Below are 24,083 nucleotides of genomic sequence, written 5' to 3'. Positions count from 1 at the left end.
CATAATCCGGGCAAGAACGACAAGATAATCCTGCCCATCACGCCTAAGCTTCCCTACTAGCCGCCATTGAAAAGAGGGGAGCCACGATGAGCGCTGCTCGCATGATCACCACTGCTGTTTCCGCCATGATCGGCGCGCTCAGCCTCGGAAGCGCCGCAGCGGCGCAAGACGCAGCACCGCCTTCGCTGGATGTCACTCTCAAGCCTCACACGACCGACCAAGCCGTCGACTATATCGACGTGCAGTTGAAAGTTCAGGCGCCCGCCGCAAGGCCGGGCGAGGCGTTTCTGAAGTTGCCAATGGTGTTCGCATCGGTGGAGACCGCCCGCTACGGCGCGAACGACATCAAGGTCACGGACCAAGCAGGTCCAGTCGCCCTCGTTCAGAAAGACGATCCGGTCGATCCGTCGAACTTCATGTACTTCCGACGCTGGGAAGTCAGCCGGCCAACAGTCGGCGATGTGACCGTCAGCTATCGCGCGCCGGCCCGCGCCTACCGTCCAAAGCTTGGCTCCGGACCGCCCTTCGATCTTCGTCCGGAGGCGGGCGGCCTCAATGGCGCAGGCGTGAGCTTCCTGGCCCTTCCAGATAAGTCGACGCCCTATAGCATCCACCTGAAGTGGGACCTCGCGGCGATGCCCTCCGGCTCGCATGGCGCGTGGAGTCTCGGCGAAGGAGAGGTGCGCACCGTCGGTCCTGTCGATCTGCTGGCGCACAGCTACTACATGGCCGGCCCGATCAGCAGCTATCCGTCGCCTGGCGGCGGACCTTTCGGCATCTACTGGCTCGGTGAGCCGCCGTTCGACGCTCAAGCCGTGGCCGTCTGGACCCAGAAGGCGCACACCGCCATCGCCGGGTTCTTTGGCGAACCGGACAAGCCCTACCGTGTATTCTTCCGAAAGAACCCCTACCCCGGCGCCGGCGGCGCCGGCCTAGTCAATTCCTTCATGTCGGGCTTTAGCGACACCCCGGCGCCGACCGCCGACAGCATGCGCGGCCACCTCGCCCATGAAATCGTCCACAATTGGACCGGCAGCCTTTCAGGCCCGAACGGCATCGTATCTTGGTACGGCGAGGGAATGGCCGAGTACTACGATCCTGTGCTCACTTGGCGCGCGGGTCTCATCACCACCGATGAATTCCTCGCGGATGTAAACCAGCGGGCTCAGAGCTACTACGGCAACGCCATGAACACCGCTCCGGCCTCGGAGATCGCGGCGAAATTCTGGAGCGACACCCGCGTCCGCAAGCTGCCGTATGATCGGGGTTCATTCTATCTGTCCACGGTCGATGCCGAAATCCGCGCGAAGTCAGGCGGCCAACGCAAACTCGACGATCTGACCTTCGCCATGCTGGACCGGCAGAAACGCGGATTGAGCTATGACACGGACGCCTGGTTGGAATTGGTCACGGCCGAGCTTGGCCCGAAGGCTAAGGTCGAGTTCGACGACATGATGGCGGGCAGACTCATGGTTCCCCCAAGCAACGCCTTTGGACCCTGCTTCAAGCGCGAAACGGCCTCCTATCGAAACTTCGAGTTGGGCTTCGATAGCGCCTCCCTGACGTCCAACCCCCGTCGGGTACAGGGGCTGGTCGCCGGTTCGGCGGCCGAAAAAGCCGGTGTCCGCGATGGCGATGAAATCACGACGGCGGTCGTTCTCGATGCGATCCAGGGCGATGCAAAAGCCGAGCTGACGATCGACCTGAAGCGGGACGGCAAACCGCTCGCGATCACCTACCTCCCGCGGGGGAAGACAGTCGAAGGCTATCGCTGGGCGCGCGTGGCGAACGTACCTGACGCCGCCTGCGCAATCTGAAAGATCGTCCAGCGGCTCGGTAGGCGACGCGCATGTCCCGCGTCGCCCACTACCTAGCAAACTCAGGCCCCTTCACGGGGCCGCGCCGGGTCTCAGGACCCGTTCACGATCCGCTCAAGGCCGGCGACGATCGTCGGGTGATAGCTCGACTTCGCCTCGGCAAGCATCTTGCGGGCGATGGGTTGCCCCCAGTCGCCCTGACGCATCAAGCCAGCGTAGAGCGGACGAATGAACAGGCCACGGCCAACGCTTTTCAGGAAAGCTTCCAGCGACGGCAGCGCCGGCTCGTAGCGGTTGGCGATCGCTAGTTCCAGCCAGGCCGACCGGACATAGCTATTGGTCGAATCCGAAAGCTTGAAGGTTCGATCCAGATCGTCGAGCTGCGCCGTCGACAACTGGCGCGGCAGGTTGTTCAGGAAACGCAGCCATTCCTGCGTCGTCCAAGCCGACGCCTTGATTGCTGACGCTGGTCCACCTTTCACGAAGGCGGCCGTTTGCTCATCCACCCGAGCGAGGGCTTCAGACTTTATGTGGACGGCGTTGCTGGGCAGGCCCGCGGCATAGGCCCACTTGTCGAGCTCCAGTTTCGCTTCGAGGCCCTTGTCCCCCTTGATCAGGTTCGCGCGAATATCGGCCAGAAAACCGGCTGTCGTCTGCGGCTGGAAGGCGTGCCGGTCGAAGTACGAGCGCAGATAGGCGTCCCAACGCTCGCGTCCCACGATGGTCTCGATCGTGCGAAGGAAGGTCGCGCCCTTGAAGTACTCAAGCTGGCCGCCCGGCTGGCCGTAGAGTTTGGTCGCATCCGCCTGCGGCCCGCCCTCTTCCTTGATGTCGGCCTGCATGCCGTCCCAGCTCAGGTCAGCCTCGATCCGCGCCCGTGGGGCGCCATACAGCGCCTCCATGATCCGGTTCTCGAAATAGGTGGTGAACCCCTCGTTCAACCAGCCGTCCGGCCAGGTGGCGTTGGTGACCAGATTGCCGGACCAGCTATGCGCCAGCTCGTGAGCCACCAAGCTCACATTGGCCCCGTCGCCGGTTATGAAGGTGGGCGTCAGGAAGGTCAGCGTCGGGTTTTCCATTCCACCCAGTGGGAAGGACGGAGGCAGGACCAGCAGGTCATACCGTCCCCACCGATAAGGGCCGTAGAGGCCCTCCGCGGCCTTTACCATCTTCTCTGTGTCGACCAGTTCGCTCGCGGCCCGATCCATCATGGAGGGCTCGGTGTACACGCCTGTCCGCGGGCCAAGCTCTCTGAACGCAAGATCCCCGACACCGATAGCGATCAGGTAGGGCGGCACAGGGTGATCCATGCGGAAGCGGAAGGCGCGCTTCCCATCCGTCGTCGGCTCGCCCTTTGGTGTCAGCTTTTCCCCGCTCATCACCGCCGTAAGTCCGTCCGGCACAACAATTCGGGCCGTCCAGGTTTGACGGATGCCAGGGCTATCCTGCGTCGGAATCCAGCTGCGGTTGTTGATCGCCTGGCCCTGGCTGAACAGATAGGGCTTCTGCTTTCCGGCAGTGAGTGACGGCGGCAGCCACTGCAAGGAGCGCGCTCCGGGCTTCGAAGCGTACTCAACGACAATCCGCTTGGCGCCCTTCAACTGCACCGTAAGGGGCGCGCCGAGTTCCTTGTCTTCATTGCCGAGCACCCAAGGCAGTTCACGCCCCGCGCCATCGGTGACCTTGGTGATGTCCAGGCCCAACGTATCAAGCACAATCTCGCTCGCCCCGGGGGCGGCGAGGACGTCCATCGCCGCAGAGCCACGCATGATTTTTGCGTCGAAGTCAGCCGTCAGATCCAGATCGACATGGGTGACCCGGGCCACCTGCGGCCGAGCGAAGGAGCGCACGTCCTTGGCTTCCGGGGTCGTCAAGATTGGCGCGATCGCCAAGGGCGCAGCTGAGGCCGCGGACGCCACGCTCAGCGCAGACGCGAGAAGGAAGGCTCGAAAAGCAACATGCATGTAGGCGGCGCCCCAACGTGGAATGGACCGACCTGAGCTAGCCGCCGTTCGAAGATGGCGCTTCTCAAATCATGCCGCATCCTAGCGTCGGCTGAGGAGAATTCTTGTCTTTGTAGAGGGCAATTAAGCCTGGGCCGGCATGTTCCATGCGCCAATCGCTCTGCGGAATTGAGACAAACGACCAGAGTCCTGCGACGAAACGAGCCACAACACACACGCACCTGGGCTAGAGTGATCGCTGAATAGAACCTGGCGACGCCAATGACTGGATCGATCTGGCCGACGCGCCGCTTTGGCGTTCGAGAAGCCATCTACCTGACCCTCGCGTTCTGGACCTTCACCTTCGTGGTGTTCCAGGCGCCTGCACTCAAGAACGGCGGCCTAACCCTGTGGGAGACCGCCGGCTACCTCATCATCGTCGGCATTGGCGCGGCGCTCTCTCTGATGATCTACGGCGCCACGCTGCTGACGCGCGCGCTGCCGCTTTCCGCCAGGATCGCGGTGATTGGGGCCGTCACGATGGTCGCGGCGATACTGCACTCCGTGCTCGACCCGTTGATTTTCGTGATCAGCGCCGACGCGTTTGGCGTGGCCGCGCCGCTGCCTCCGCTCATTGATGCGTTTGTATTCAACATCCTCATCTACGTGTGGATCTTTGGTCTGTACGCGACCGTCCTTGGCCTGGTTTACACATCGCTGGCCATGCGCGACCAGGAGCGTCGCCTCGCCGCCGCGACGGCCGCCGCTCAGGAAGCCCAACTCGCCGCACTGCGATTTCAGATTAATCCGCACTTCCTGTTCAATACCTTGAACGCGGTGACGTCTCTGATCGGCTCAGGCCGAAACGTGGAAGCCGAGACGGTCGTCGTCCGTTTGGCCGAGTTCTTCCGAGCATCCCTGACCCGCGGCGTAAACGATCTGGTTCGGCTCGAAGAGGAACTCGATGTCGTGGGCTCCTATCTAGACATCGAAGCCGCCAGGTTCGGCGAGCGTCTAATTGTCGATATCGACTTCCCAGATCATCTTCGCCGGGCTCTGGTCCCGCACTTCCTCCTCCAGCCCCTGGCGGAAAACGCCGTGAAGCACGGAGTAGCCCGCGCGAAGCACCCAGTGACGATCGCCGTCCGGGCCATAGCCCACGACGCGGCGTTGATCCTGACCGTGACCGACGACGGTGGCGCATCTACGTCTCAGGAACCTGCGGCCAACGGGACCGGCGTCGGGCTCGCGAACGTGGCGGCCAGAGTACAGGCGCTGTTCGGAGACCGCGCCAGAGTGTCCACCAGGACAGAAGGGGCTTTGTTCCAGGCGGTGATCGAAGTGCCCCTGCAACTCGAACTCAAGACAAAACAGGTCGCAGCATGAACATGCGTGTGATGATCGTCGATGACGAGCCGCTGGCGCTTGAGCGCCTACGCCTCTGCCTCGGCCAGACGACAGGTGTGGAGATCGTCGGCGAAGCATCGGATGGTGACCAGGCGCTGGAACTGATCGCCCTCCTAGAGCCGGACTTGGTTCTGCTGGATATCCAGATGCCGGGCCGCAGCGGCGTAGCGGTCGCCCGCGCGGTGTCGCGACGTCCCCGGCCGGAAGTTGTTTTCGTCACCGCATTTGCAGAATTCGCCCCAGAAGCCTTCGATCTTGAGGCGGCCGACTACCTCCTCAAGCCGGTACGCTTTGATCGCGTACAAGAAGCTATCCGCCGCGCGGCGCGGCGACTGGAACTCAGCGCAACCTTCGGCCGGGTCTCCGAGCTCGAAGCCGTCCTGCGCGCCGCACGTCCCCCTCAGGCTGAACCGTCGCCGGCCTATGAGTCAGAAATCTGGATCAAGCAACGCGATGGCTTTGCCCGTGTCGACGTCGAGCAAATCCGGCGGATCGAAGCCGCGCGCGACTACGTCCTCCTCCACACATCGATGAAGACCCACATCCTGCGGGTGACGATGGGAGATCTCGAACGCAGGCTTAACCCCGCCAAGCTGCTTCGCGTCCATCGATCAGCGTTCGTGAGGTTGGAGACGGTGCGACGCGTCGAACGCAATGGCCGCAACCTGATGCGCCTGCATGCCGAAGATGGAGCGGTGATCGACGTCGGCGCCAGCTACTCCAAGCGGGTCGCAGCCGCCCTGGGGCTGGACACCACGATCGAACGCCTCGCAAACGGCTAGCTCGTCGCGGCCCCAGACACCTCCGTCGCATGTTGCTGGAGGCCCGAAGACTTCCCTCGTTAATTCAAAACTCTAATTGCGCCAAAGGGCCCCCTCACTGAGGGGATGAGGGAATTTACATGAATCGAATTCTAGTCGTCGTCGCAGTCACTTCCATGCTCGCCGCCCCCGCCCTGGCCGGCGAGCAAATCGCCTTTGAGGTGCTTAGGTCCGGGGACAGCGAGATGTCCTGCGCAGGGCTTTCCGCCGAAATCGACGCTTTGAATGCGGACGTGCTGAAGCTGAACCAGCAAGCCGAAAAAAGAGCGAAGGCCAGCCGGACCACTGCCGCCGTCGGCAAGGGCGTATTTTCCGGCCTGGCCCGCGGGGTGTCCATCATCGGCTACGGCTCGACATCGCCAGAAGCATTTGCCGGCCTGCTGGCTTCGAACGTTGCGGCCGGCGTAGCGCAACACGTCGTCAGCGACGCCACCGCGCCCTCCCCGGCCGTCGTCGCCTCACCCGCCACTTCGCCCCAGCAACAACGCCTGGACAATCTAAATACCATCTACCGCGAAAGACCTTGCTAAGCGCGATGTGGAGGGGCGGGGTTTCGCCTGGATCTCCGCGCTTACCTAGTCGACCGCCATTGAATCGCCCGGCGCCAAGCCCGCCGGACACGCGCCGACCCATCTGGCGTCTGCCATGACCACCCCGCCGTCGCGCGCGCCATCGGGCGAAACAACCTCCATCGATAGCTTCATCCTGTAGGCGGTTTCGGAGCCAGTCAGGTCCAGCGAGGTCTTCATCCTGACGCCTGCCTGCAGGCAATCGGAAGTCACGTAGATACCGCCGGCGCGGCGCGCTCGAGACACGGTGCAGGCCGGCGTTCCGGTTGCGGTCAGCAGTTTCGTCAACTCGGCGTTGGCTTCCTCGCCGAGGCATTGCCGTTCCCGTTCAGGCCCGCCATCACCGCTGGAGTCCGTTCGCACAAGCTCCCAGAGGCCTGGGCGAAACTGCGGAATCCCTTTGGCGTCCAGCAGCAAATTCGACGCTTCCTTGGCCACCGCCCCGCGAGGGGCCGGCGCGACCGCCTCACCGCAACTAGCCAGACCTACGGCGACAACAAACAACGACCGATAACGCATGGGACGGGTCCAGATGGATGGGCAGCTGAACCCTGGAACACTTCCTTGCCGCAACCGAAGTTTTCGCGATGAGCGCTGGATGATCTGCGACAGATCTTATGAGCCGGGTGAATAGTGTAGGCGCGAACTGAGGTCACACGGCCGCTTACCCATTGGCTTTGGCGGCCTTCACGGTTCGCCGCCGGGCCTGTGTCTCGCGCTGCAGCCCCGAACAGGCATTTAGAATAGCCGGGAACTTCCCATCGAACAGTGACCGAGCGCGGCGCTATTTTTGCTGCAGCATGCGTTGGCAGTGTCTCAGCGCCTTCGACATCCGCCACTCGACAGTCTTTACCGAAAGGCCGATTTCCAGGGCGATCTCCTCGTATGTGAGACCCGAGATCCGGCTAAGAAGGAAGACGTCTCGGTACGCGAGCGGCATGGCCATGACTATCTGCTTGAAAGCTAGGTCTTCGGCCTGATCACTGGGTATGGAAAGCTGACGCTCACTTTCGGCGTCCAGTTGCGCGGCAAGGGGTCCCCTTCCCACTCGTCGCCGGCGATCAATCGCGGCGTTTCTGGCGACTCTTAACAGCAAGGCCTTTGGGTGAACGACGATGTTCTCATCGGCCAGTCGACTGATGCGCAGGTAGGTCTCCTGGACAATATCTTCAGCGTCCTCCTCGGCGACAAAGCGTTTGCGCACCATCCGCCTTAGCCAGGCGGCATGGCGTCGATAGAGCTGGGTAAGCTGATCATCCGGCCCGTTATTCTTGAGGCGCGACATGGCACTCCCTCACGAGTTGGAGGGACGGCGCGACATGACGCCAATGGAATCCTGACGCAGGCGACCTGAGGATCGCACGTCTTCGTCGCCCCAAGTCGAGGGCGTCGGCTCCTGCACAGGGGATTCCACGCCCCTACCGACGCTGCGGCGCCGGTAGGGTAGGTTCGGCCATGTAGCACCGAAACGCAACCACCGGATGCGTTTCGACAGAAGATGGGGTCGGGCGTTGGAACCTCTGTGATGAGGCCCGCTATTTCACGACTGATCGCCGCCGTACGAACACCGTAGTTATTCGCACCCCCGGCTCCAGATCAGTCCCTATATCGCGGCGCCCGAGCCGCAGCTTTAGGATATCTGGGCCGATGTCTGCAACTGCTGGGCGGCGATCCCTGCCGAACACGTTCTTGACGGCCGAAACATGCCGGCACGCTGATAGGCGCCGAGGTCGCGGCCTCGCTCGCCCCCGCCCACCCGCGGTTCAGAGTGGCGTGCGAGCGCCCGCAGACGGCGACGACGCACAAGCGGACACTTGCAACTTACCCGTGAAGGCGTTGAAATAGCCGCCATCGTAGGCGCTTGGGCCCTGCGCCGCGCGATTGTGAGAATAGGCGGTGAGCCGATGGCCGATCCCGAAGCGGACATTGAACGCGCCGATCGTGAAGCTGCTGATTGGTTCACTCGCTTGGGGTCCAAGGTGGTCGCGACTAAGACGATCGAGGATTTCTATGCTTGGCGCCGCGATCGACTGAACAACACCAGTTACGAGCGGATTGAACGGCTCTGGAGCGAAACTGCACGGCTCAGGGGCGACCCGGACATCGACATCGCCGTGCGCCAGGCGCTTAGGCGCGGCGCGGACCGCCGGAAGGCAGGACTGCTTGCCGACTTGGCCGGTAAAAAAGGCCTCGGACTGGCGATGATCGCCATCGTCTGTCTTGCAGGCGCCTATTTTCTGACACGGTCGGACGAGTTGTCGACTGGGGTCGGAGAGCAGAAAACTGTGCTTTTGGAGGACGGAACGCGCGTCACACTGGACACTAACTCGGCGGTCATTGTGAACATGACCGAGGACCAGCGCCAGGTTCAGCTAACGAGGGGCCAAGTTCTGTTCGAAGTCGCTGGGGATCGGACCCGTCCCTTTGTCGTCTCCACCGAAAAGGGGCAGGTGCGCGCTATCGGCACAAGGTTCGAGGTGGGGTTGCGCCCTGCGGGCATGAAAGTCACCCTGCTGGAAGGGGCTGTGGAAGTTCGAAATGCCCCACAGACTGGATCACCTGACACCTGGACGCTCACTGCAGGTCAGCAGGTCACGGTCGGCAGGACGAGCCAGCCATTCTCAAAGCCGAGAATGGTCGATGTGGCGGCCGCCACGAGTTGGACGACAGGCCGGCTTACTTTCAAGGAGACGCCCCTTGCGGAGGCCGTAGACGAAGTCAATCGATACAGTCGCTCCAAGATTCAACTTGAAGCCGGAGACGTCGCCCCGCGCCCCCTCAATGGAGCATTTCAAGCTGGTGATCCCGAAGCATTCGCCGAGGCTGTCGCTAAGCTGTACGACCTTGAAGTGACGCAGACCTCTAATGGCAAGATCGTTCTACAATCACCGCCTCAGTTGCGAAGTGATGACTGACTTGTGAGGTCAAAGACGCTCTCACCGGCCTCCGAACGGGCCCGTCTAAGAAATTTTATTCAACCAACAGTTAGGGTGCATACCCGTTTCGGACGCCTATCCCCCATAACCGACGGTTCAGAATCGTCGGACACAGGGGAGTGAAACCATGTCGTCCAAGGCGATGTATTGGGCTAGCGGAGCGGCCGCGGTCATTTTGAACTGCACGGCGCCGCCGGCCTTGGCGCAGACCACTGCTCCAATGTATTTCGAAGTATCGTCAGGAAGTCTCGACAGCGCGCTGTCGGCGTTCGTTCAGCTGTCTGGACTGCAATTGCTCTACACGCCAGACCAAGTCGCTGGCGTGCTCACCCCCGGTTTGAAGGGTGTCTACACGCCGCGCGAGGGGCTCGCCAAGCTGCTGGCGGGCACAGACCTCCTCGTTCATGAGACGCCCTCAGGAGCTTTGGTTTTGCGCCAGGCGCCGGCGGCCAAACCCGCCGCCGCCCTAACCAAACATGGCGAGACGATCGACGAAGTGGTGGTCACCGGCACCCATATCCGCGGGGCAGGCCGGGGTGCTTCCCAAGTCATATCGCTGAGCCGCGACGCGCTTCTAGAAACCGGCCACCCCACTGTGGCCGATGCTTTGGCGGCCCTGCCTCAGAACTTCGCGGGCACGGCTTCGCCGGAGACGATTGGAACGGGGGCGGACCTGACCGGCGTCAACGCGTCGCGGGCGACTGGCGTTAATCTGCGTGGCCTTGGATCAGACGCCACACTTGTGCTGGTCAACGGCCGGCGCATGGCCGGCACCGGGGTGCGTGGGGATTTCGCGGACGTTTCGGCCCTGCCTACTGCGGCGATCAGTCGAGTTGAGGTGCTGCTCGACGGAGCTTCGGCCATTTACGGGTCGGACGCGGTTGGCGGCGTGGTCAATATTATCTTGAAGGACGACTACGAGGGCGCCGAGAGCCGCGTGCGCCTTGGTGGCGCGGCTGGGGGCTTTGAGGACATTTTGTTGAGCCAGACCCTGGGCCGTACATGGTCCAGCGGTCACATGCTTGCAGCCTATGAATACGAGGATCGCACAGCGCTCCCGTTCGCTAAGCGCGATTTCGCGGCGACATCAGATTTGCGCGTCTTTGGCGGGACCGATCGTCGAAGCAACTTTGCGAGCCCGGGCAATATCTTGTCCGCTAACCCTGCCACCGGCGCGCTGACCCCCACATGGCCGATCCCCGCCGGACGCTCGCAGTTTCCGTTGTCACCGCAAGATTTTCAGTACGGCGTGGTGAATCATGGCGAAAGCCGCGCGGGCATGGACCTCCTTCCGGCCCAGCAGCGGCACAGCTTCTATGGAGGCTTTTCCCAAGAGATCTCAGTGGGCGTTAAGCTGAATGGCGACCTTCGCTTCAGCCGGCGCACTTTCGAGAGCCTGACCCAGGCGCCCGTGTCGACCGTCACGGTGACCGACGCAAATCCGTTCTTTTCATCGCCGGTGGGCGCCCGCAGTCACCAGATCACCTATGCGTTTATAGACGATCTGGGCCCGGTGGCTTCGGATGGGAGCAGTCAGAGCTTGGGCGCCACGCTGGGCGCCGAGATCAACTTGCCAAAGCAATGGCGAGGCGAAACCTACATAGCCTACGCCCAAGAAGTGACGCGCACTCAGACGACTGGAATGCTCAACAGCCTGTTCCTGCGTGAGGCGCTCGGCGCGATACCTGACAATCCAGCGACGGTTTTTCGTGCCTCGATTGACGGCTACTTCAACCCGTTCGGCGATGGAACACGCACTCCTGCCACCGTGTCGGAGTTCATTGGTGACGGCTACTCGTCGGCCCGGTATCTAAACCAGATCGCGACGGCCAGTTTGAAGGCCGACGGCCGGCTGCTGACACTGCCCGGGGGCGAGGTCCAGTTGGCGATCGGCGCCCAGGCGCGCACCGAAATCTTCGATCAGCTGACCATCAACCGGGTGTCTACCGTGGATCCCGTCGTCAATAGGCGGCCCACCTTTGACAGGAGCCTCCTAGCGGGGTTCGCAGAGCTGCGCGTGCCTTTGGTAGGCCGCGAAAATCGCCGCGCAGGCATTGAGCGGCTCGAGGTGTCGCTGGCTGGCCGCGTCGAGCACTATGACGACGTCGGAACCACCACCAATCCGAAGGTCGGCGTGATCTGGGAGCCGGTGGAGGATCTGCGCTTGCGCGCGACCTATGGCACATCATTTCGCGCCCCAGCGCTCTCGGAAGTTTTCGGCGCTCAGACCAGCAACGCCACCTTTCTGGCGCGAGGCGCCGAGCGCGTCTTGGTGCTGAGCCTCAACGGCGGCAATCCCGATTTAAAGCCGGAGACCGCCACCTCGTGGACGGCGGGGATCGACTTTACACCGGCGGCGCTGCCGGGCCTCTCCCTCAGCACGACCTGGTTTGACATTCGCTTTGACCAACAGATCGATCGACCGGTCCTCACCAGCCTCGCGACAGCCCTCACCAACCCTGCGTTCGCTCCGTTTGTCCGCACTCTCGATCCAAGCCTATCGAGTGACATCGCCGTGATTGAGCGCCTTCTGGCTGACCCGAACTACAGCAATCCGGGGCTCTATCCGCCGGCCGCCTTCGGCGCGATCGTCGACAGTCGGTACATCAACACCTCAAGTCTGGAAGTGCGCGGTGTCGACCTAGCAGGCAGCTACGCTTTCGAGCTGGGCGACCATAAGCTCATCCTATCGGCCAACGCGTCTTACCTGATCAATTTCAACCAACAACTCACCCCCACGTCTCCGATCGAAAGCATCGTCGACACCCCCGGCCGGCCGTTAGCTTTACGCGCGAGCACCACTTTCAATTGGGGATATGGGGGTTGGGGCGCGAGCCTTACGTTCAACTATGCTGATGACTATCGCAGTGAGGCAGGCGCCAAGATTGACGCCTTCTTGACGAGCGATCTGCAGATACGCTGGTCGGCACAGACAAGCTTTGCTGAAGGGTTCGGTGTCGCCCTTTCGGTGCAAAACCTGTTCAACGAGCCACCGCCTTTCTACGACAATCCAGCGGGCGTTGGTTATGACGCCGCTAACGCCGACGCGCTTGGCCGCTACGTCTCCCTCCAGCTCACAAAGAGCTGGTAACCCCCACCATTCGACGTTCGAGGTAATCCATGCGCCTGCTTGCAGCGCTCGGCGCCCTGTCGCTCATCCTTGGCTCGCCGCCCGCTTTTGCGCGGCCCTACACCGTTGAGGATCTGCTCGCCACCGAGAGCATTGGTGGCGTCACACTCGATCCTACTGGACGCTGGGCGGTGATCGCTCACAACCCAGCCTGGGCCACTGCCCCGCGCTTTGACCACGCGGGCCGAACTGAGCTCACGCTGGGCACACTCGACGTCGTCGATCTCGTCACGCCCTCGCCGCGCAACCGGTTGTTCGAGCACGAAGCTGGCGCGGGCTACTCAGCTGGCCCAGTCTCGCCATCGGGCCGCTACATGCTGGTTTTCCGCCTGCAAAATCATGTGTGGACCGCGGGTGTCGTCACCATAGCCCAGCGGCGCGTTCGCTGGCTGGACCTAACTCCCGAGTTCCCTGTTTACGGGCGAGTTGCGCAATGGCGATCAGACGCCGAGCTCCTGCTCATCACACGTCAACCTGGCGTAGGACCACGACAATTGCGCCTGGGCTGGGATGCTGGCGCACGGCTCCCTATGCTCTGGGCCGCGCAGGCCAAGGGCCAGAACCCCACCGCTCACGTTGTGGGCAGTGGTAGATATCTGGGCCAGAAAGCTGCGCCCACTGGGGCTGGCCTGGTGAGCGTGACGCCGGAAACCGGACACATTGCTCAGTTGGAATCTGGAGAGTTTGTCGACCTCGAGATATCGCCAAACGGGCGTCACGTTGCGCTCTTCGGCAACGCCGAGAGCATACAGCCTGGGGCGCTCGACCGGGTCACCGCGAGTTTCCCGACGCGGCGTCGCTACCTAAAGCTCGTCGATTTGCGGACGAAAGCCCAATCGGAGCCCTGCGCCGGCTGCGACTTTCATCTTCGGCTCCTGAGTTGGGCGCCCAATGGCCGCGAACTCCTCGTCGCAAGAAGAGGCGATCATTTCGGCCGTCCGGAGCTTGTGCGGATCCGCGCCCAGGACAACCGGGTCACGCGACTTGATCTGAAGGGTTTAGCACCCAGTCTTGGGTATACCGGTGAAGGCGGCGTGCTCGTCGCAGCCGAGTGGATCGGATCAGATCCAATCGTCTACGCCCATCCGACGATCGGCGGACGCAGCGACTGGTATCGGCTATCGGCTGCGGGCCCGTTGAATTTGACCGCTCAGCTGCAGGCCGCGCCGCCGCGCCGCCTCGCTACAATCCAAAGCGATGGGATTTCACTCATCGCCAGTGGCGCGGCTTGGGCGATCGACCGCCAAGGTCACACTAGATCCCTTAGCAAAGATCGGCTGGAGAGCGTCCCACTAGACCTCGACACTAGCCTTGGGGCGCGCTTCAACGCCAACCCGATCGTCCGAGAAGTTTCGCCCCTTGCGCGGCGCGGCGACCCAGACGGCGACGTCCTGATCGGCCTTTACCCCGCCCTCGGCACACTTGGCCGCCTTGGCCGGCGCGACACGGTCCTTGCCGCCAACCAATACTCCGCGCTCATCCATCGTCGGACTGCCAGCGGAGTCGCATCGATTGAATTTTCACAGCCAGGTGGAGCTACACGGCGACTTCTGACTATCAATTCTAGCCTTGCAGGCGTGACCCCCGCGCGCATCCTTCCAATAGCGCACGGGCCGGCCGAGGCCCATCTCACCAGCTGGCTTTACCTCCCTGAGCCGAAATCCCGGGGCGCCGACAAACCGCCGCTCGTGGTGATGCCCTATCCCAGCGCTGTCTTCCCGCAACCTGCCATCTCTACTCTGCCTGGCGAGCTACGGTTTCCCATCCATCCTCAGGTCCTGACCGGCGCGGGATACGCCGTCCTGATGCCCAGCCTTCCCTTCGACCGGTCCGCCAGTGAACCCATGAGGGGCGTCGCCGACCAGATCCTGGCGGTCGTAGACAAGGCGGTCGCCACCGGCGAGGTCGATGGTGATCGTGTTGCTCTACTTGGCCACAGCTTCGGCGCGTACGCCGCAATGGCCAGCGCGTCCCAAACCGACCGCTTCAAGGCGATAGTCGCCGTCGCAGGTATCTCGGACTTGGTCAGCTATTGGGGCGTGATGCCTCTCCACTACCGCGTTGCGGCCGAGGATGGCCCCTTCTATGCGGCGATGGCGGGATTGGCCGAACGGGGCCATCCGCATCAGGAAGGACCCCCGTGGCGTGACCCAGCTCGATATATCCGCAATAGCCCGCTTTTCTTCGCCGATCAGATCACCACGCCGCTGATGTTAGTTCACGGAGATCAGGACGAGGTCGGCTTCAATCAGTCGGAGGAAATGTTCGCGGCTCTCTATCGCCAAGGGAAGACCGCGCAGTTCGTGACCTACTGGGGAGAAGGCCATGCCATCATCAGTCCGGCCAATGTTCGCGACTTCTACAAGCGGGTTCTGGAGTTTCTCAGCGAGAACCTGGGTGAAGGGCGACGACTGCCAGACATCTCCATTTCGACAGCCCCTGAGCCAGCCGATGCGACGCAACAAGCAGCGCGGACCGCAGCGCTAGGACCGTCCGTGCAACGATGAGATACGGCTCTCCCACTCCCGAACCCAGGACTCCACCAACGCGGTAAAGAGTATGGATGGATAGTCGCCGCGGATGATCAATTGCTCGCGCGTCAACAAGGCTTCGAGCCGTGCAACGTTGATCATGTTCATTTGCGCCAGGCGGCCTTCAAGAAGAAACGGTCGCAGGAACGCCAGGCTCCCGGCGACAGTTCGCGCATAATAGCCTCCCAGGCTGCCCTTGGTGCGCCGGCCGGCGATAGCGTCGGGTAGTCGGTGAGAGAAGGCCTGCCTGGCAAGCCCACGATCTCGCCCGCCCGATGTAAGCACTGGTGTGGGCGTCCTCAGACATAGCTCCATGATAGGCTGGGCGAGTAGCGGATGAATGACGTCGGCCACCAGGCTACGGCGGTTTTCGCCATAAAGGGTCAGCTTCTCCACCAGACTGCACACCTGTAGGCGTTTGGCTGGAGGAACCTCTTCCAATCCAACAAGCCAAGGGTGGGCGGCGCCATCGAAGCTGGTTCTGTCAGCTAGGAATGACGGGCGCCCAGTGGCCGGAAGTCGGCGTCCACGTCTCTCAGACCACGCGAGCATCGCGAGGCTCCAGACTGATTTCCGCAGCCACCGGGCGGTGTTGACCAAGCTGGGATCCACCAAGCCGCGCAAACCTCGAAGATGAAATAGATCGGCCGCCACGAGGGGGCTGGGAGACTGGAAAAACACCATGTCTCCGCCTTGCCCCGTGAATATCGTATCGGCGCCGGCCAATTGCGCCCGCATCCCAATGTCGACGTCGCGTTCACAATCCAGACCACTAAGACCGGGGCGCACGCCCCTGGATATGTCCGCGAGCTTGCGCTCCGTGAGGACGTAGTCTGGCTTTTCGGCCTCTGCGAGTTCGAAGGCCAAAGCGTCAGCTAAGTTCCGAGCAAATACCCGCTCGTCACCCTCACCGCTGGCTGCGCGATAGTTTAGCCATTGCACCACATTTGCATGTCGGGCCGCGGCCAAGGCGGCCGCTACGATCGACGAATCCAGACCACCAGATACCTCGACTAGAATTCCTCGGCGATCTGAGCTTAGCGCCCGGACGACCTTATCAACGGCGCCCTCCACCATGGTGGGAAGCTCATCATTCGGCGGCGGGGGAGTGTTGATCCAATCCACCGGCCTCCAGACTTGGGTATCGGCCTGTCCTGGTTGGGACAGGGATCCAGGAGCCAAGGCGTGAATCCCGGCCAGGCCAGATGAGCCGGCGATGGCGGCGGGAGATTCCAACCAGGAGGCTATCTGCTCGCGGTCGAGACTTAGTTTCGGCGGAAGCGCCGCGAGCAGGAAATCGGGCAATGTCGACGCAACGACGGTGACGTTGCCGCTACGCCAGATCAGCGCCTCCACAGCGCCCGATGGGTCGCGCAAAACGCTTGGTCCAGAGAGATCCGAAGGACGCAGCACGGCGACATACCGCCCCCAGTACGACGTCACGAGTTGCTTAGCGACCAACACAGGGTCGCGGCTGCTGGCGCTCGACAATGGTTCATCGGACGCTGGCTTGCTTCCCGAGTAGAGATCTCCGATGACCAAGCCTTGAAGTTGGGTCGCCCACCTCAAAGCTGGGCGCTGGGGGCCCGCCGTCAAAACTATGACGCCCGGCATCTCAAGAGCTATCGCCCAGCAATCGGCGGACGAATTCGCTATCGAGGGTGGCGCGATCAGAGGCGCGCTTCGGATGCTCGGATTCCAGCAAAGGGCTATGAACCGCATGGCGCTCATACCACCAAGATGGGCGTGAAGCGGCCGACATAGTCGGCGGGATCGTCGAACACGACGTCGCCAGCCTGAAGCCAGCAGTGGGCTGAAAAAGGCCAAGTCCGAACACCAAAGACCCAGTGGGCGTCCAGCCCAGCCTGGCGCAGGAACTTCAGCAGCAAGACGCAGCGATAGAGACACGCCCCTTGCTGCGGCACCCAGGGCAACAACTCTCGAAAAACCTGAACGCGGCGTAGCTCCAGCGCTCCAGGCGCTCCCAACGGGATCTGCGTCCTGGCACATCTTTGGCTCGCACGGTCGATCAGGTATTTCAGGGGACGACCATGAAAATGGCGGGCCATTGAGAAAGTCGCCGCGACCATGCTGAGACGCTCCGATGCGCTAGCGCTCACGTCGCCTTGCGCCATCAGGTCCGATCGCGCTGGATCGAAAATGAACGGGCGCCTGTTTCGCAATCGAGGGGCGTGCGACAGCAAACCAACATTGGCCAACTCAGCGGCCAAGGCTTCCGGTAGGTTTGCGATTGCATGAGCCGCGAACGGTGAGGCCAGCTCCGGATCCACGTCCGGAAGGCAGTGATAGGCGTCTCGACCAATATCAAGGAAAACGAGATCGGCGCCGACCAAAGCTGCGTAGACGTCGTTGGCGACTGAGCGAGTGGTCTCGTTCACGATGCGCTCCCACAAAGAAAGGGAGCCGGCGTCAGCCCCAGCCAACGCCGGCCCTCACCTTATTCCTGATAGAAGAGAGACTCTTCCTCAGGCTCGCCCACGATCGGAGCTCCGAGGGTCAAGCTTCGAGCCTGGCCCACGCAGATCAGGCGGTTCATCGCGAATTTCAGCATTGTCGCCTCCTAGTTTGCGGACGCCGCGATGTTGCGGCCCACCAAGGGGGCGACCTCGAACGGTCATAGACAAACTATATCGTGAGAATATTCGACAATCCGGGCGGCGGATCGAGTTCCTCCAGGACGTGCGCAAGCCGCCCGGCGCGGCGCTCAGCGTAACTGGCCAGAGCGTCGCGCCAATTCAACGATCCGGCGTCATAGGCCAGCGCCATACCCATCAGTTCGTTTGGGAGGTCAGCGAAGAGACACGCCTCGACCCGACGCACGATGGCCAGTCGGTCCGCCAGACGGATGTGAACCTGCCACACTACCCGATTGCGCATGCCCGCCATGGCCCCGCCAAAAAGGGTCTCGGTTGCTCGCACCACGTCCTCGCCAACGTCCTGCAACTGGCTCAACGCCCGCTCTACTTGCGCTCGAGCCGAGCCTAGCGGCCAAATTGGGCCCGGATCTGGAAGAACCGTGGCCGCCAAGAGCAGATCTTGCAGTGCGTAGAGATCTTCCACAGCTCTCAGTGACAGTCGCCTTACCCGGTAGCCGCCCTCGCCGCCACGCTGGCTCTCGATCAACCCCTCTCCCGCCAGCCAGGCCAGCGCTTCACGCACCGGCGTCGGACTAAGCTTCAGTTCTTCGGCCAGGTCGCTCACCATTAGGGGCGTCCCTGGAGCCGCCCGGCCGTCGCGAACGCGTACGCGCAACTCGTTCAACGCTAAACCGAAGGTGTCGCGACGCTTTCCAGCCAATGACCCCATCCCCTGACACTCGGCATGCCCAGGCAGGCAATGCAGAATGATATTAGGTGGATGTCGGAAATTTTCGAAAGAGGCGCCCGAGGAACAAGAGTTGCTCAAAAAGTCTCTCGGCCGCTTTGACGCAATATTCTTGCGCTATCTACGCAAGCTCTTTGCGTGGTTGCAGAGTCTGATCGGCTTGCCTTGAACCACAACCCTTTGAAAAGCCTGCCGCGTCGATGTCCGGCTCTTCTGTCCTATCAATATATCTGGCGAATGATCAAAACTGGCTTTAGGTACCTCAAAGGCCAAATACACGGCCTAGTTGCCTAACGGTGGCGTGTAATGGCTAGCGAGATTGAAGATCCGGCGATTTCCCACGCCCTTACTGCGGTGCTCCGTGCGGTGAGAAAACACCGCGGCCTCACCTCAAAACAGGTGGCGGAGAGAATGACGATGAAGCTGCGGACATATCAGCACTTCGAGGCGGGCGGGGGCCGCTTCAGCTTCCCGAAGCTAAGGCTTTTTGCAGAGGCCACTGGCAGTGACTTCAACGGCCTCACCTGTGCGATCCTCGTCGGCGACACAAATCTCGCCACCTGCGGCGCGGACAACAGACTGGTGACCATCACCCTGTTTTCCTTAAAGGCGTTGAGCGGCAAGCTCGGCCGCAACCTCTCGTCCATAGAACCGCGCGTTGCGATCGGCGCCCTTGATCAGGCGTTCGGCCAAATGGAAAATCAAATGCGCGGACGATTGGACGTTGGCGGTGGGTCACTTGCCGATGGGAGCCAGCCCGCTGGGCAGGATGAGTAGAGCCGCCGCCGGCACGGCAGGTGGAAGCACACACGCCCCAAGCAGCCCTACTATCGCCTCCAATATTAGCCGGATAATATTGCCTGCGACGCGCCAGAGTCGCGGGCTTGGAGTAGTTTATGGCCGATACCTATACTGCGTTCGTAGGCCAGGATTGCATCGCGTCCGGCTCTCTGCTTGACGTCGCTCCGGCTGTAAAAGCCGCATCTGACGCGGGCAAATCGCACTTGGTTGTCTTCGATGACGCCACGGGACGACCTATGGAACTCGACTTGCGGGGTTCGTGTGAAGACGTGCTCGAGCGCTTGGATCGCACAGCTGCCGTCAGTGCGCCAACGCCTGCGCCCCGCGGGCGCCCGAAGCTTGGGGTGAAGGCCCGGGAAGTAACTCTCCTGCCGACTCATTGGGAATGGCTCGCGGCCCAGCCTGGCGGCGCCTCAGCGACCTTGCGGCGGCTGGTTGATACGGCACGAAGATCAGGCCGCGACAAACACCGCGAAGCCCAGGAGGCGGCTCGACGCGTTATGCTGGTTCTCGCTGGAGACCTGCCTGGGTTCGAAGAAGCGTCGCGCGCCTTCTACGCAGGCAACTACATCGCTTTTGAAGAACTGAGCGCGGCATGGCCTCGCGATGTAGGCGACTACGTTCGAACCCTTGTAGGACGAGCCGCCACCCTCGTGCCCGGTAGTGTGGCGCAACCCTAGTCAGCCGGCGGCAGCCCGCTTCTGCGCGTCTTCCTTACCGCGGCCTGCTGATCGCCCGCGTTCGACGTTCGCGGATTTCATCGTGCAGCATATCGGCTAGGTCCAAGATCTGGTCGGGCGAGAATTCCCGCACCGCACCACGCACTTCTTCAGTGAACCTCGCCACATCCCGGCGCGGGGGCGGCTCTGAACGAAGCGTCAAGGTCATCGCACTCACCTCAAGGTTGGTCCTCGTAACTCTAAACGGGGCTCACACCCCGCAGTTCCCGTTAATCGTGTATCTGGCCCGCAAGATTGACCGCCGCACGGGCTGGGCATAGATAGTTCGCAAACCTAACTAGTTGGCGATCGATGCCCACCACCGACACCTCCGATCCGACAATCCTCGCCGACGCCCTGAGGGCCCCGCTGCTGCGCGTCGCTCGGCGCTTGCGGCAGGAGGCGCAGCGAGCCGGCGTTTCGGCGTTGGACGCCCTCGTCCTGGGTCAGATCAAGCGCAAGCCGGGCGTCGGGGTCTGCGACCTTGCCGACGCTGAACAGATGTCCCGCCCGACGATGAGCGGTCACGTGAAGCGCCTCGAAGCCTCCGGTTGGATCACCCGCGCGCTCTGCGCCGACGACGGGCGGCGCGCGGGGCTGGAAATCACAGACGCCGGATCGGCCCAACTCGACCTGATCCGGCAGCACCGCAACGACTGGCTGGCGGCCCGACTATCGAAGCTCACGCCGGAGGCGCGTGAGGCCCTCCATGCCGCGCAAGGCCCCCTCCTCCAACTGCTGAGCCTTGAGCCATGAGCCCCGTCGACCAACCCATTGAAGAAGATCGCGCCACGGCTGTCACCCGCGGTTGGGTGATCCCCGCCATCATCGGGTCGGCGCTGCTGATGCAGACGATGAACGCGACCGTGCTTTCCAACGCTCTGCCCACCATGGCCGTGGCGTTGGACGAGGACCCGCTCCGGCTGAACCTGGCTATCACCATGTTCCTGCTCGCCTCGGCGGTGTTCCTGCCAATCAGCGGTTGGGTCGCCGACAAGTTTGGAGCCAAGCGGATTTTCATCGCCGCCATGGTGCTGTTCGCCGCCTCATCGGCCGCCTGTGGTTTCGCTGAGAATCTGACGCAGCTGGTTATCGCCCGGATATTCCAGGGCATGGCCGGGGCCATGATGGGGCCGGTGGGACGGCTGGTGCTGCTACGGACAACGCCCAAGAGCGAACTTGTGGGCGCCATGTCGGTCATGACCATGCCCGCCCTGCTTGGTCCAGTGATCGGCCCGGTCGTTGGCGGCGCCATCGTCACCTTCGCCGACTGGCGATGGATTTTCTTCCTCAACATTCCGATCGCCATCGTCGGGGTGTTCCTGGTGGCCCGGTTCGTCCCCAACGTGAAGGAGCAGGAAGTCTCGCCTATCGACTGGATCGGCATCGTCCTCACCGGCGTAGGCTTGGCTGGCCTGATCTTCGGCTTCGAGAATCTGGGACGAGGCGCCCTGCCCAACGGCGTCGTGGCCGCCCTCTTCCTGGGCGGCGCGACGGCGCTGACCATCTACTGGCGCCACGCGCGCGGAAATCCGCACGCGATCCTCGACCTCAGCGTCTTCAGGATCCAGACCTTCACGGCCTCAGTCATCGGCGGCTCCTTCATGCGGATCGCAATGGGCGCCACGCCCTTCATGTTGGCGATGCTGCTGCAAATCGGCTTTGGCCTCTCGCCCTTCCAGGCCGGCCTGATGACCTTCATATCCGCAGCCGGGGCCTTGGTGATGAAGACGACCGCGCCGCCGATCCTGCGGCGCTTCGGCTTCCGAACGGTTCTTACGGTCAACGCCGTCATCGTCGGGATCAGCTTCATGACCTACGGGCTGTTCCAGCCCACCACCCCGCATTGGATCATCATGGCGATCCTGGCGGTGGGCGGATTCTTCCGATCGCTCCAATTCACCAGCCTGAACGGCATGGCCTATGCCGACGTCGAGCAGCACCAGATGAGCCGCGCATCGACGACGGCGGCGATGATGCAGCAACTTGTCCAATCCATCGGAATCGGGATCGCCGCCGCGCTCATGCACTTCTTCATGCTGGCTCGTGGCGACACCCAGCTCAGCGCGGCGTCCATCGGGCCGGTGTTCGTGGTGATCGGCATGATCACTTTCCTGTCCTTGTTCTTCTTCGTCCGCCTGCCAAAGGACGCCGGCGACGAAATGAACGGCCGCAAGTCGATTGCGTGAGCCATTTGCGCTTCGCCGACGTTGAGTAGGCCTGGGCCAGGCAGGCCCTGCTCAAGGGAGGCGAGAATGATCCGCAAAGCACGCGCAGTCTGGCGCGGGACCGGCAAGGACGGAAACGGCGACCTGACCACCGACTCCGGCGTCCTGTCGACAACGCCATACTCGTTCAAGACGCGCTTCGAGAGCGAACCTGGGACCAACCCGGAGGAACTGATCGCCGCCGCTCATGCAGGCTGCTTCACGATGCAGCTGGCCTTCCTGATCCAGCGCGCCGGCGCCGAGGCTGAAGAGCTCAGCACAGAGGCGGCGGTCTCCCTCGTCCCCGATGGCGAGGGGTTCAAGATCGACCGCTCGGCCCTCACGCTTCGCGCCAAGGTTCCCGGGCTCGATCAGGCCAAGTTCGAGGAGCTAGCGCGAACGGCTGAGAAGAGTTGCCCGGTCTCTCGCCTGCTCAATGCTGAGATCACCCTCGACGCCAAGTTGGAAGGCTAGGCGCCCGTCAGCGGCGCCCGCATTCGGCACTCGACGCCTTCAGGGGGAAAGGTCAGTTCCACCGTTCCCCCATAGGCCTGCAAGGCCGCAACCGTCAGCCGGGCGCCAAAGCCCGACCGCGTCGGCGGCGCTACCGGCGGCCCGCCGCGCTCACGCCACTCCAACGTCATCAGATTGTTCGCCACGCTCCAAACGATGGAGACCCGACCAGCGCCCGCCAGCGCGCCGTATTTCGCCGCGTTGGTCGCCAATTCGTTCAGCACCATCACCAGATTGACGGCCATCTCGGGGTTCAGCGGCGCGGGCTCCTCCGAGCCGCTGATGTCGAACAGGTCCTGAGCGAATGGCGACAGCGCCGCTTCAATAACCTCGTGAAGGTCCGCGGCTTCCCACGCGTTACGGGTCAGCAAGTCATGCCCACGCGCCATCGATTGGATGCGACTGTCGAACGCCGCGCGGAAAACGGCCGGATTGTCGGCAGAGCCGCGCATGGTTTGGGCCGCGATCGCTTGCACCGCCGCCATATTGTTCTTCACGCGATGGTTCAATTCGGCAAGCAACAGCTCTTGCCGTTCACGCGCGGCGACCTGGGCCGAGATGTCCTGGGCTGTTCCGATCACATGCGTCGGCTGTCCTGAGGCGTCGCGCATCACCTGCGCCGCACCTCGGATCCAGACGGCCGAACCATCGCGTCCCATCGCTGTGGTGCGATGCTGCACGACGTAGGAGCCGTCATTCTCGCCAGCCACCGCCCCGCGGAACGCCGCCTCCACCGCGGGGAAATCCTCGGGGTGAACTGCCGCTGCATAGGTCGCGAAGTCGATCGGCCCATCGCCTCGCAGGCCGAACAGCTGCCGGGTGCGCGCATCCCAATCGACCCGGTCGGCCATGAAATCAAAATCCCACAGTCCCAGGCCTGTGACGTTGAGGGCCAAGGCCAACCTCGCCCCTTGGTGCTCGACCTGAAGCTGCGCTTCGCGGCGCGCCGTGATGTCCAAGATGACGAAGGCGACCAGGGGCGTGGGACCCGGCAGTGGCGAATAGGTGCCGAAAAACCAGCCCTCGCGGCCTGTCGGAAACCGAAAGGAGTACTCGCCCGATCGGCTTTCCTGCGCCGCCCATACCGCATTCAGTGTCGCCAGGCGCGCCGCCACCTGGGGTTCGGTCAGGCCTTGCTGGCGACCGGTCAAACCATCCAATCCGCCAACCGGCAGGGAATAGAGATCCGAGGCGCTGCGGTTGGCGACAACGATGCGGTAGTCGTCATCCAACAGCTCGACGACGCCGGCCACGACCTCAGCCGCGTCCAACATCGCCTTCAATAGAGCCTCGCCGCTTCGCCCGCCGTCAGGCCAGCGACGCCCCCGCCCTTCGTCCGCCATA

At 62.6% G+C, this 24,083-nt stretch carries 19 protein-coding genes; 12 read left to right on the top strand and 7 right to left on the bottom strand.

The genetic code is table 11. The features are described from left to right. The first annotated feature begins 86 nt into the window (after positions 1 to 86). Positions 87 to 1,817: a hypothetical protein gene (locus Q8M13_RS06745; protein ID WP_305299012.1), complete on the top strand. Its 1,731-nt coding sequence runs from the start codon at positions 87 to 89 to the stop codon at positions 1,815 to 1,817. A 92-nt stretch (positions 1,818 to 1,909) separates the two neighbouring features. Here the strand turns inward: Q8M13_RS06745 and Q8M13_RS06740 are convergent, their stop codons facing one another. After that, a complete protein-coding gene (locus tag Q8M13_RS06740) occupies positions 1,910 to 3,691 on the bottom strand; it encodes a M1 family metallopeptidase (RefSeq protein ID WP_305299011.1) in 1,782 nt (593 codons plus the stop codon). Between the two features lie 435 nt (positions 3,692 to 4,126). Here Q8M13_RS06740 and Q8M13_RS06735 point away from each other — a divergent pair, with 435 nt between their 5' ends. From Q8M13_RS06735 to Q8M13_RS06725, 3 genes are all read left to right on the top strand, one after another. Continuing rightward, positions 4,127 to 5,146 carry a sensor histidine kinase gene (locus Q8M13_RS06735; RefSeq protein ID WP_305299010.1) on the top strand — a complete coding sequence of 340 codons (1,020 nt, stop codon included), beginning with the start codon at positions 4,127 to 4,129 and terminating at the stop codon, positions 5,144 to 5,146. Beyond that, positions 5,143 to 5,949, top strand: coding sequence for a LytTR family DNA-binding domain-containing protein (locus tag Q8M13_RS06730; RefSeq protein WP_305299009.1), 807 nt, complete (start codon positions 5,143 to 5,145; stop codon positions 5,947 to 5,949). Before Q8M13_RS06735 ends, Q8M13_RS06730 begins: the two co-directional genes overlap by 4 nt. Positions 5,950 to 6,104: 155 nt before the next feature. Beyond that, positions 6,105 to 6,518, top strand: a complete 414-nt coding sequence (locus Q8M13_RS06725) for a hypothetical protein (RefSeq protein ID WP_305299008.1) — start codon at positions 6,105 to 6,107, stop codon at positions 6,516 to 6,518. A 45-nt stretch (positions 6,519 to 6,563) separates the two neighbouring features. Here the strand turns inward: Q8M13_RS06725 and Q8M13_RS06720 are convergent, their stop codons facing one another. Both Q8M13_RS06720 and Q8M13_RS06715 read right to left on the bottom strand, forming a co-directional pair. After that, positions 6,564 to 6,974: a DUF3617 family protein gene (locus Q8M13_RS06720; RefSeq protein ID WP_305299007.1), complete on the bottom strand. Its 411-nt coding sequence runs from the start codon at positions 6,972 to 6,974 to the stop codon at positions 6,564 to 6,566. Between the two features lie 367 nt (positions 6,975 to 7,341). Beyond that, positions 7,342 to 7,842 carry an RNA polymerase sigma factor gene (locus Q8M13_RS06715; protein WP_305299006.1) on the bottom strand — a complete coding sequence of 167 codons (501 nt, stop codon included), beginning with the start codon at positions 7,840 to 7,842 and terminating at the stop codon, positions 7,342 to 7,344. 619 nt (positions 7,843 to 8,461) lie between these two features. On the opposite strand from Q8M13_RS06715, the gene Q8M13_RS06710 reads away from it, so the two are divergent. The 3 genes from Q8M13_RS06710 (at position 8,462) to Q8M13_RS06700 (ending at position 15,130) form a co-directional block, all read left to right on the top strand. Next, entirely contained in the window at positions 8,462 to 9,472 is a 1,011-nt protein-coding gene (locus Q8M13_RS06710) for a FecR family protein (RefSeq protein ID WP_305299005.1), read from the top strand. A gap of 148 nt (positions 9,473 to 9,620) precedes the next feature. Beyond that, positions 9,621 to 12,584: a TonB-dependent receptor gene (locus tag Q8M13_RS06705; protein WP_305299004.1), complete on the top strand. Its 2,964-nt coding sequence runs from the start codon at positions 9,621 to 9,623 to the stop codon at positions 12,582 to 12,584. A gap of 29 nt (positions 12,585 to 12,613) precedes the next feature. Beyond that, positions 12,614 to 15,130: a prolyl oligopeptidase family serine peptidase gene (locus Q8M13_RS06700; protein WP_305299003.1), complete on the top strand. Its 2,517-nt coding sequence runs from the start codon at positions 12,614 to 12,616 to the stop codon at positions 15,128 to 15,130. Here the strand turns inward: Q8M13_RS06700 and Q8M13_RS06695 are convergent. The 3 genes from Q8M13_RS06695 to Q8M13_RS06685 all read right to left on the bottom strand — a co-directional run bounded on the left by Q8M13_RS06695 (position 15,107) and on the right by Q8M13_RS06685 (position 18,472). Further along, positions 15,107 to 16,696, bottom strand: coding sequence for an asparagine synthase-related protein (locus Q8M13_RS06695; protein WP_305299002.1), 1,590 nt, complete (start codon positions 16,694 to 16,696; stop codon positions 15,107 to 15,109). The genes Q8M13_RS06700 and Q8M13_RS06695 overlap by 24 nt on opposite strands. 185 nt (positions 16,697 to 16,881) lie before the next feature. Next, complete coding sequence (locus Q8M13_RS06690; RefSeq protein ID WP_305299001.1) at positions 16,882 to 17,553, bottom strand: lasso peptide biosynthesis B2 protein; 672 nt, start codon at positions 17,551 to 17,553, stop codon at positions 16,882 to 16,884. A 247-nt stretch (positions 17,554 to 17,800) separates the two neighbouring features. After that, the gene (locus Q8M13_RS06685) at positions 17,801 to 18,472 is read right to left on the bottom strand and encodes a GntR family transcriptional regulator (protein ID WP_305299000.1); all 672 of its coding nucleotides are present in this window, start codon (positions 18,470 to 18,472) and stop codon (positions 17,801 to 17,803) included. Between the two features lie 333 nt (positions 18,473 to 18,805). Between Q8M13_RS06685 and Q8M13_RS06680 the strand changes: the two genes are divergently transcribed. The 5 genes from Q8M13_RS06680 (at position 18,806) to Q8M13_RS06660 (ending at position 22,700) form a co-directional block, all read left to right on the top strand. Then, a complete protein-coding gene (locus tag Q8M13_RS06680; protein ID WP_305298999.1) occupies positions 18,806 to 19,276 on the top strand; it encodes a helix-turn-helix transcriptional regulator in 471 nt (156 codons plus the stop codon). Positions 19,277 to 19,395: 119 nt separating this feature from the next. Further along, positions 19,396 to 19,980 carry a DUF2239 family protein gene (locus Q8M13_RS06675; RefSeq protein WP_305298998.1) on the top strand — a complete coding sequence of 195 codons (585 nt, stop codon included), beginning with the start codon at positions 19,396 to 19,398 and terminating at the stop codon, positions 19,978 to 19,980. A gap of 351 nt (positions 19,981 to 20,331) precedes the next feature. After that, positions 20,332 to 20,775, top strand: coding sequence for a MarR family winged helix-turn-helix transcriptional regulator (locus Q8M13_RS06670; RefSeq protein WP_305298997.1), 444 nt, complete (start codon positions 20,332 to 20,334; stop codon positions 20,773 to 20,775). After that, on the top strand, positions 20,772 to 22,208 hold the full coding sequence (locus Q8M13_RS06665; protein WP_305298996.1) for an MFS transporter: 1,437 nt from the start codon (positions 20,772 to 20,774) through the stop codon (positions 22,206 to 22,208). Before Q8M13_RS06670 ends, Q8M13_RS06665 begins: the two co-directional genes overlap by 4 nt. A 66-nt stretch (positions 22,209 to 22,274) precedes the next feature. Further along, a complete protein-coding gene (locus Q8M13_RS06660; protein ID WP_305298995.1) occupies positions 22,275 to 22,700 on the top strand; it encodes an OsmC family protein in 426 nt (141 codons plus the stop codon). On the opposite strand, the gene Q8M13_RS06655 is transcribed toward Q8M13_RS06660, so the two are convergent. Then, the gene (locus Q8M13_RS06655; RefSeq protein WP_305298994.1) at positions 22,697 to 24,082 is read right to left on the bottom strand and encodes a sensor histidine kinase; all 1,386 of its coding nucleotides are present in this window, start codon (positions 24,080 to 24,082) and stop codon (positions 22,697 to 22,699) included. The two genes, Q8M13_RS06660 and Q8M13_RS06655, sit on opposite strands and share 4 nt — an antisense overlap. Between the last annotated feature and the right edge of the window lies 1 nt (position 24,083).

It is taken from the genome of Phenylobacterium sp., from assembly GCF_030681155.1.
Taxonomy (GTDB): Bacteria; Pseudomonadota; Alphaproteobacteria; order Caulobacterales; family Caulobacteraceae; genus Phenylobacterium.
Note: the sequence above shows the minus strand (reverse complement) of the source record. Positions and strands in the feature narration are given on the sequence as shown.

Coding starts and splice junctions, on each gene's coding strand:
- Q8M13_RS06745 (WP_305299012.1), top strand. CDS start 87: ATGAGCGCTGCTCGCATGATCACCACTGCTGTTTCCGCCATGATCGGC.
- Q8M13_RS06730 (WP_305299009.1), top strand. CDS start 5,143: ATGAACATGCGTGTGATGATCGTCGATGACGAGCCGCTGGCGCTTGAG.
- Q8M13_RS06725 (WP_305299008.1), top strand. CDS start 6,105: ATGCTCGCCGCCCCCGCCCTGGCCGGCGAGCAAATCGCCTTTGAGGTG.
- Q8M13_RS06715 (WP_305299006.1), bottom strand. CDS start 7,842: ATGTCGCGCCTCAAGAATAACGGGCCGGATGATCAGCTTACCCAGCTC.
- Q8M13_RS06710 (WP_305299005.1), top strand. CDS start 8,462: ATGGCCGATCCCGAAGCGGACATTGAACGCGCCGATCGTGAAGCTGCT.
- Q8M13_RS06705 (WP_305299004.1), top strand. CDS start 9,621: ATGTCGTCCAAGGCGATGTATTGGGCTAGCGGAGCGGCCGCGGTCATT.
- Q8M13_RS06700 (WP_305299003.1), top strand. CDS start 12,614: ATGCGCCTGCTTGCAGCGCTCGGCGCCCTGTCGCTCATCCTTGGCTCG.
- Q8M13_RS06680 (WP_305298999.1), top strand. CDS start 18,806: ATGGCTAGCGAGATTGAAGATCCGGCGATTTCCCACGCCCTTACTGCG.
- Q8M13_RS06675 (WP_305298998.1), top strand. CDS start 19,396: ATGGCCGATACCTATACTGCGTTCGTAGGCCAGGATTGCATCGCGTCC.
- Q8M13_RS06670 (WP_305298997.1), top strand. CDS start 20,332: ATGCCCACCACCGACACCTCCGATCCGACAATCCTCGCCGACGCCCTG.
- Q8M13_RS06665 (WP_305298996.1), top strand. CDS start 20,772: ATGAGCCCCGTCGACCAACCCATTGAAGAAGATCGCGCCACGGCTGTC.
- Q8M13_RS06660 (WP_305298995.1), top strand. CDS start 22,275: ATGATCCGCAAAGCACGCGCAGTCTGGCGCGGGACCGGCAAGGACGGA.
- Q8M13_RS06655 (WP_305298994.1), bottom strand. CDS start 24,082: ATGGCGGACGAAGGGCGGGGGCGTCGCTGGCCTGACGGCGGGCGAAGC.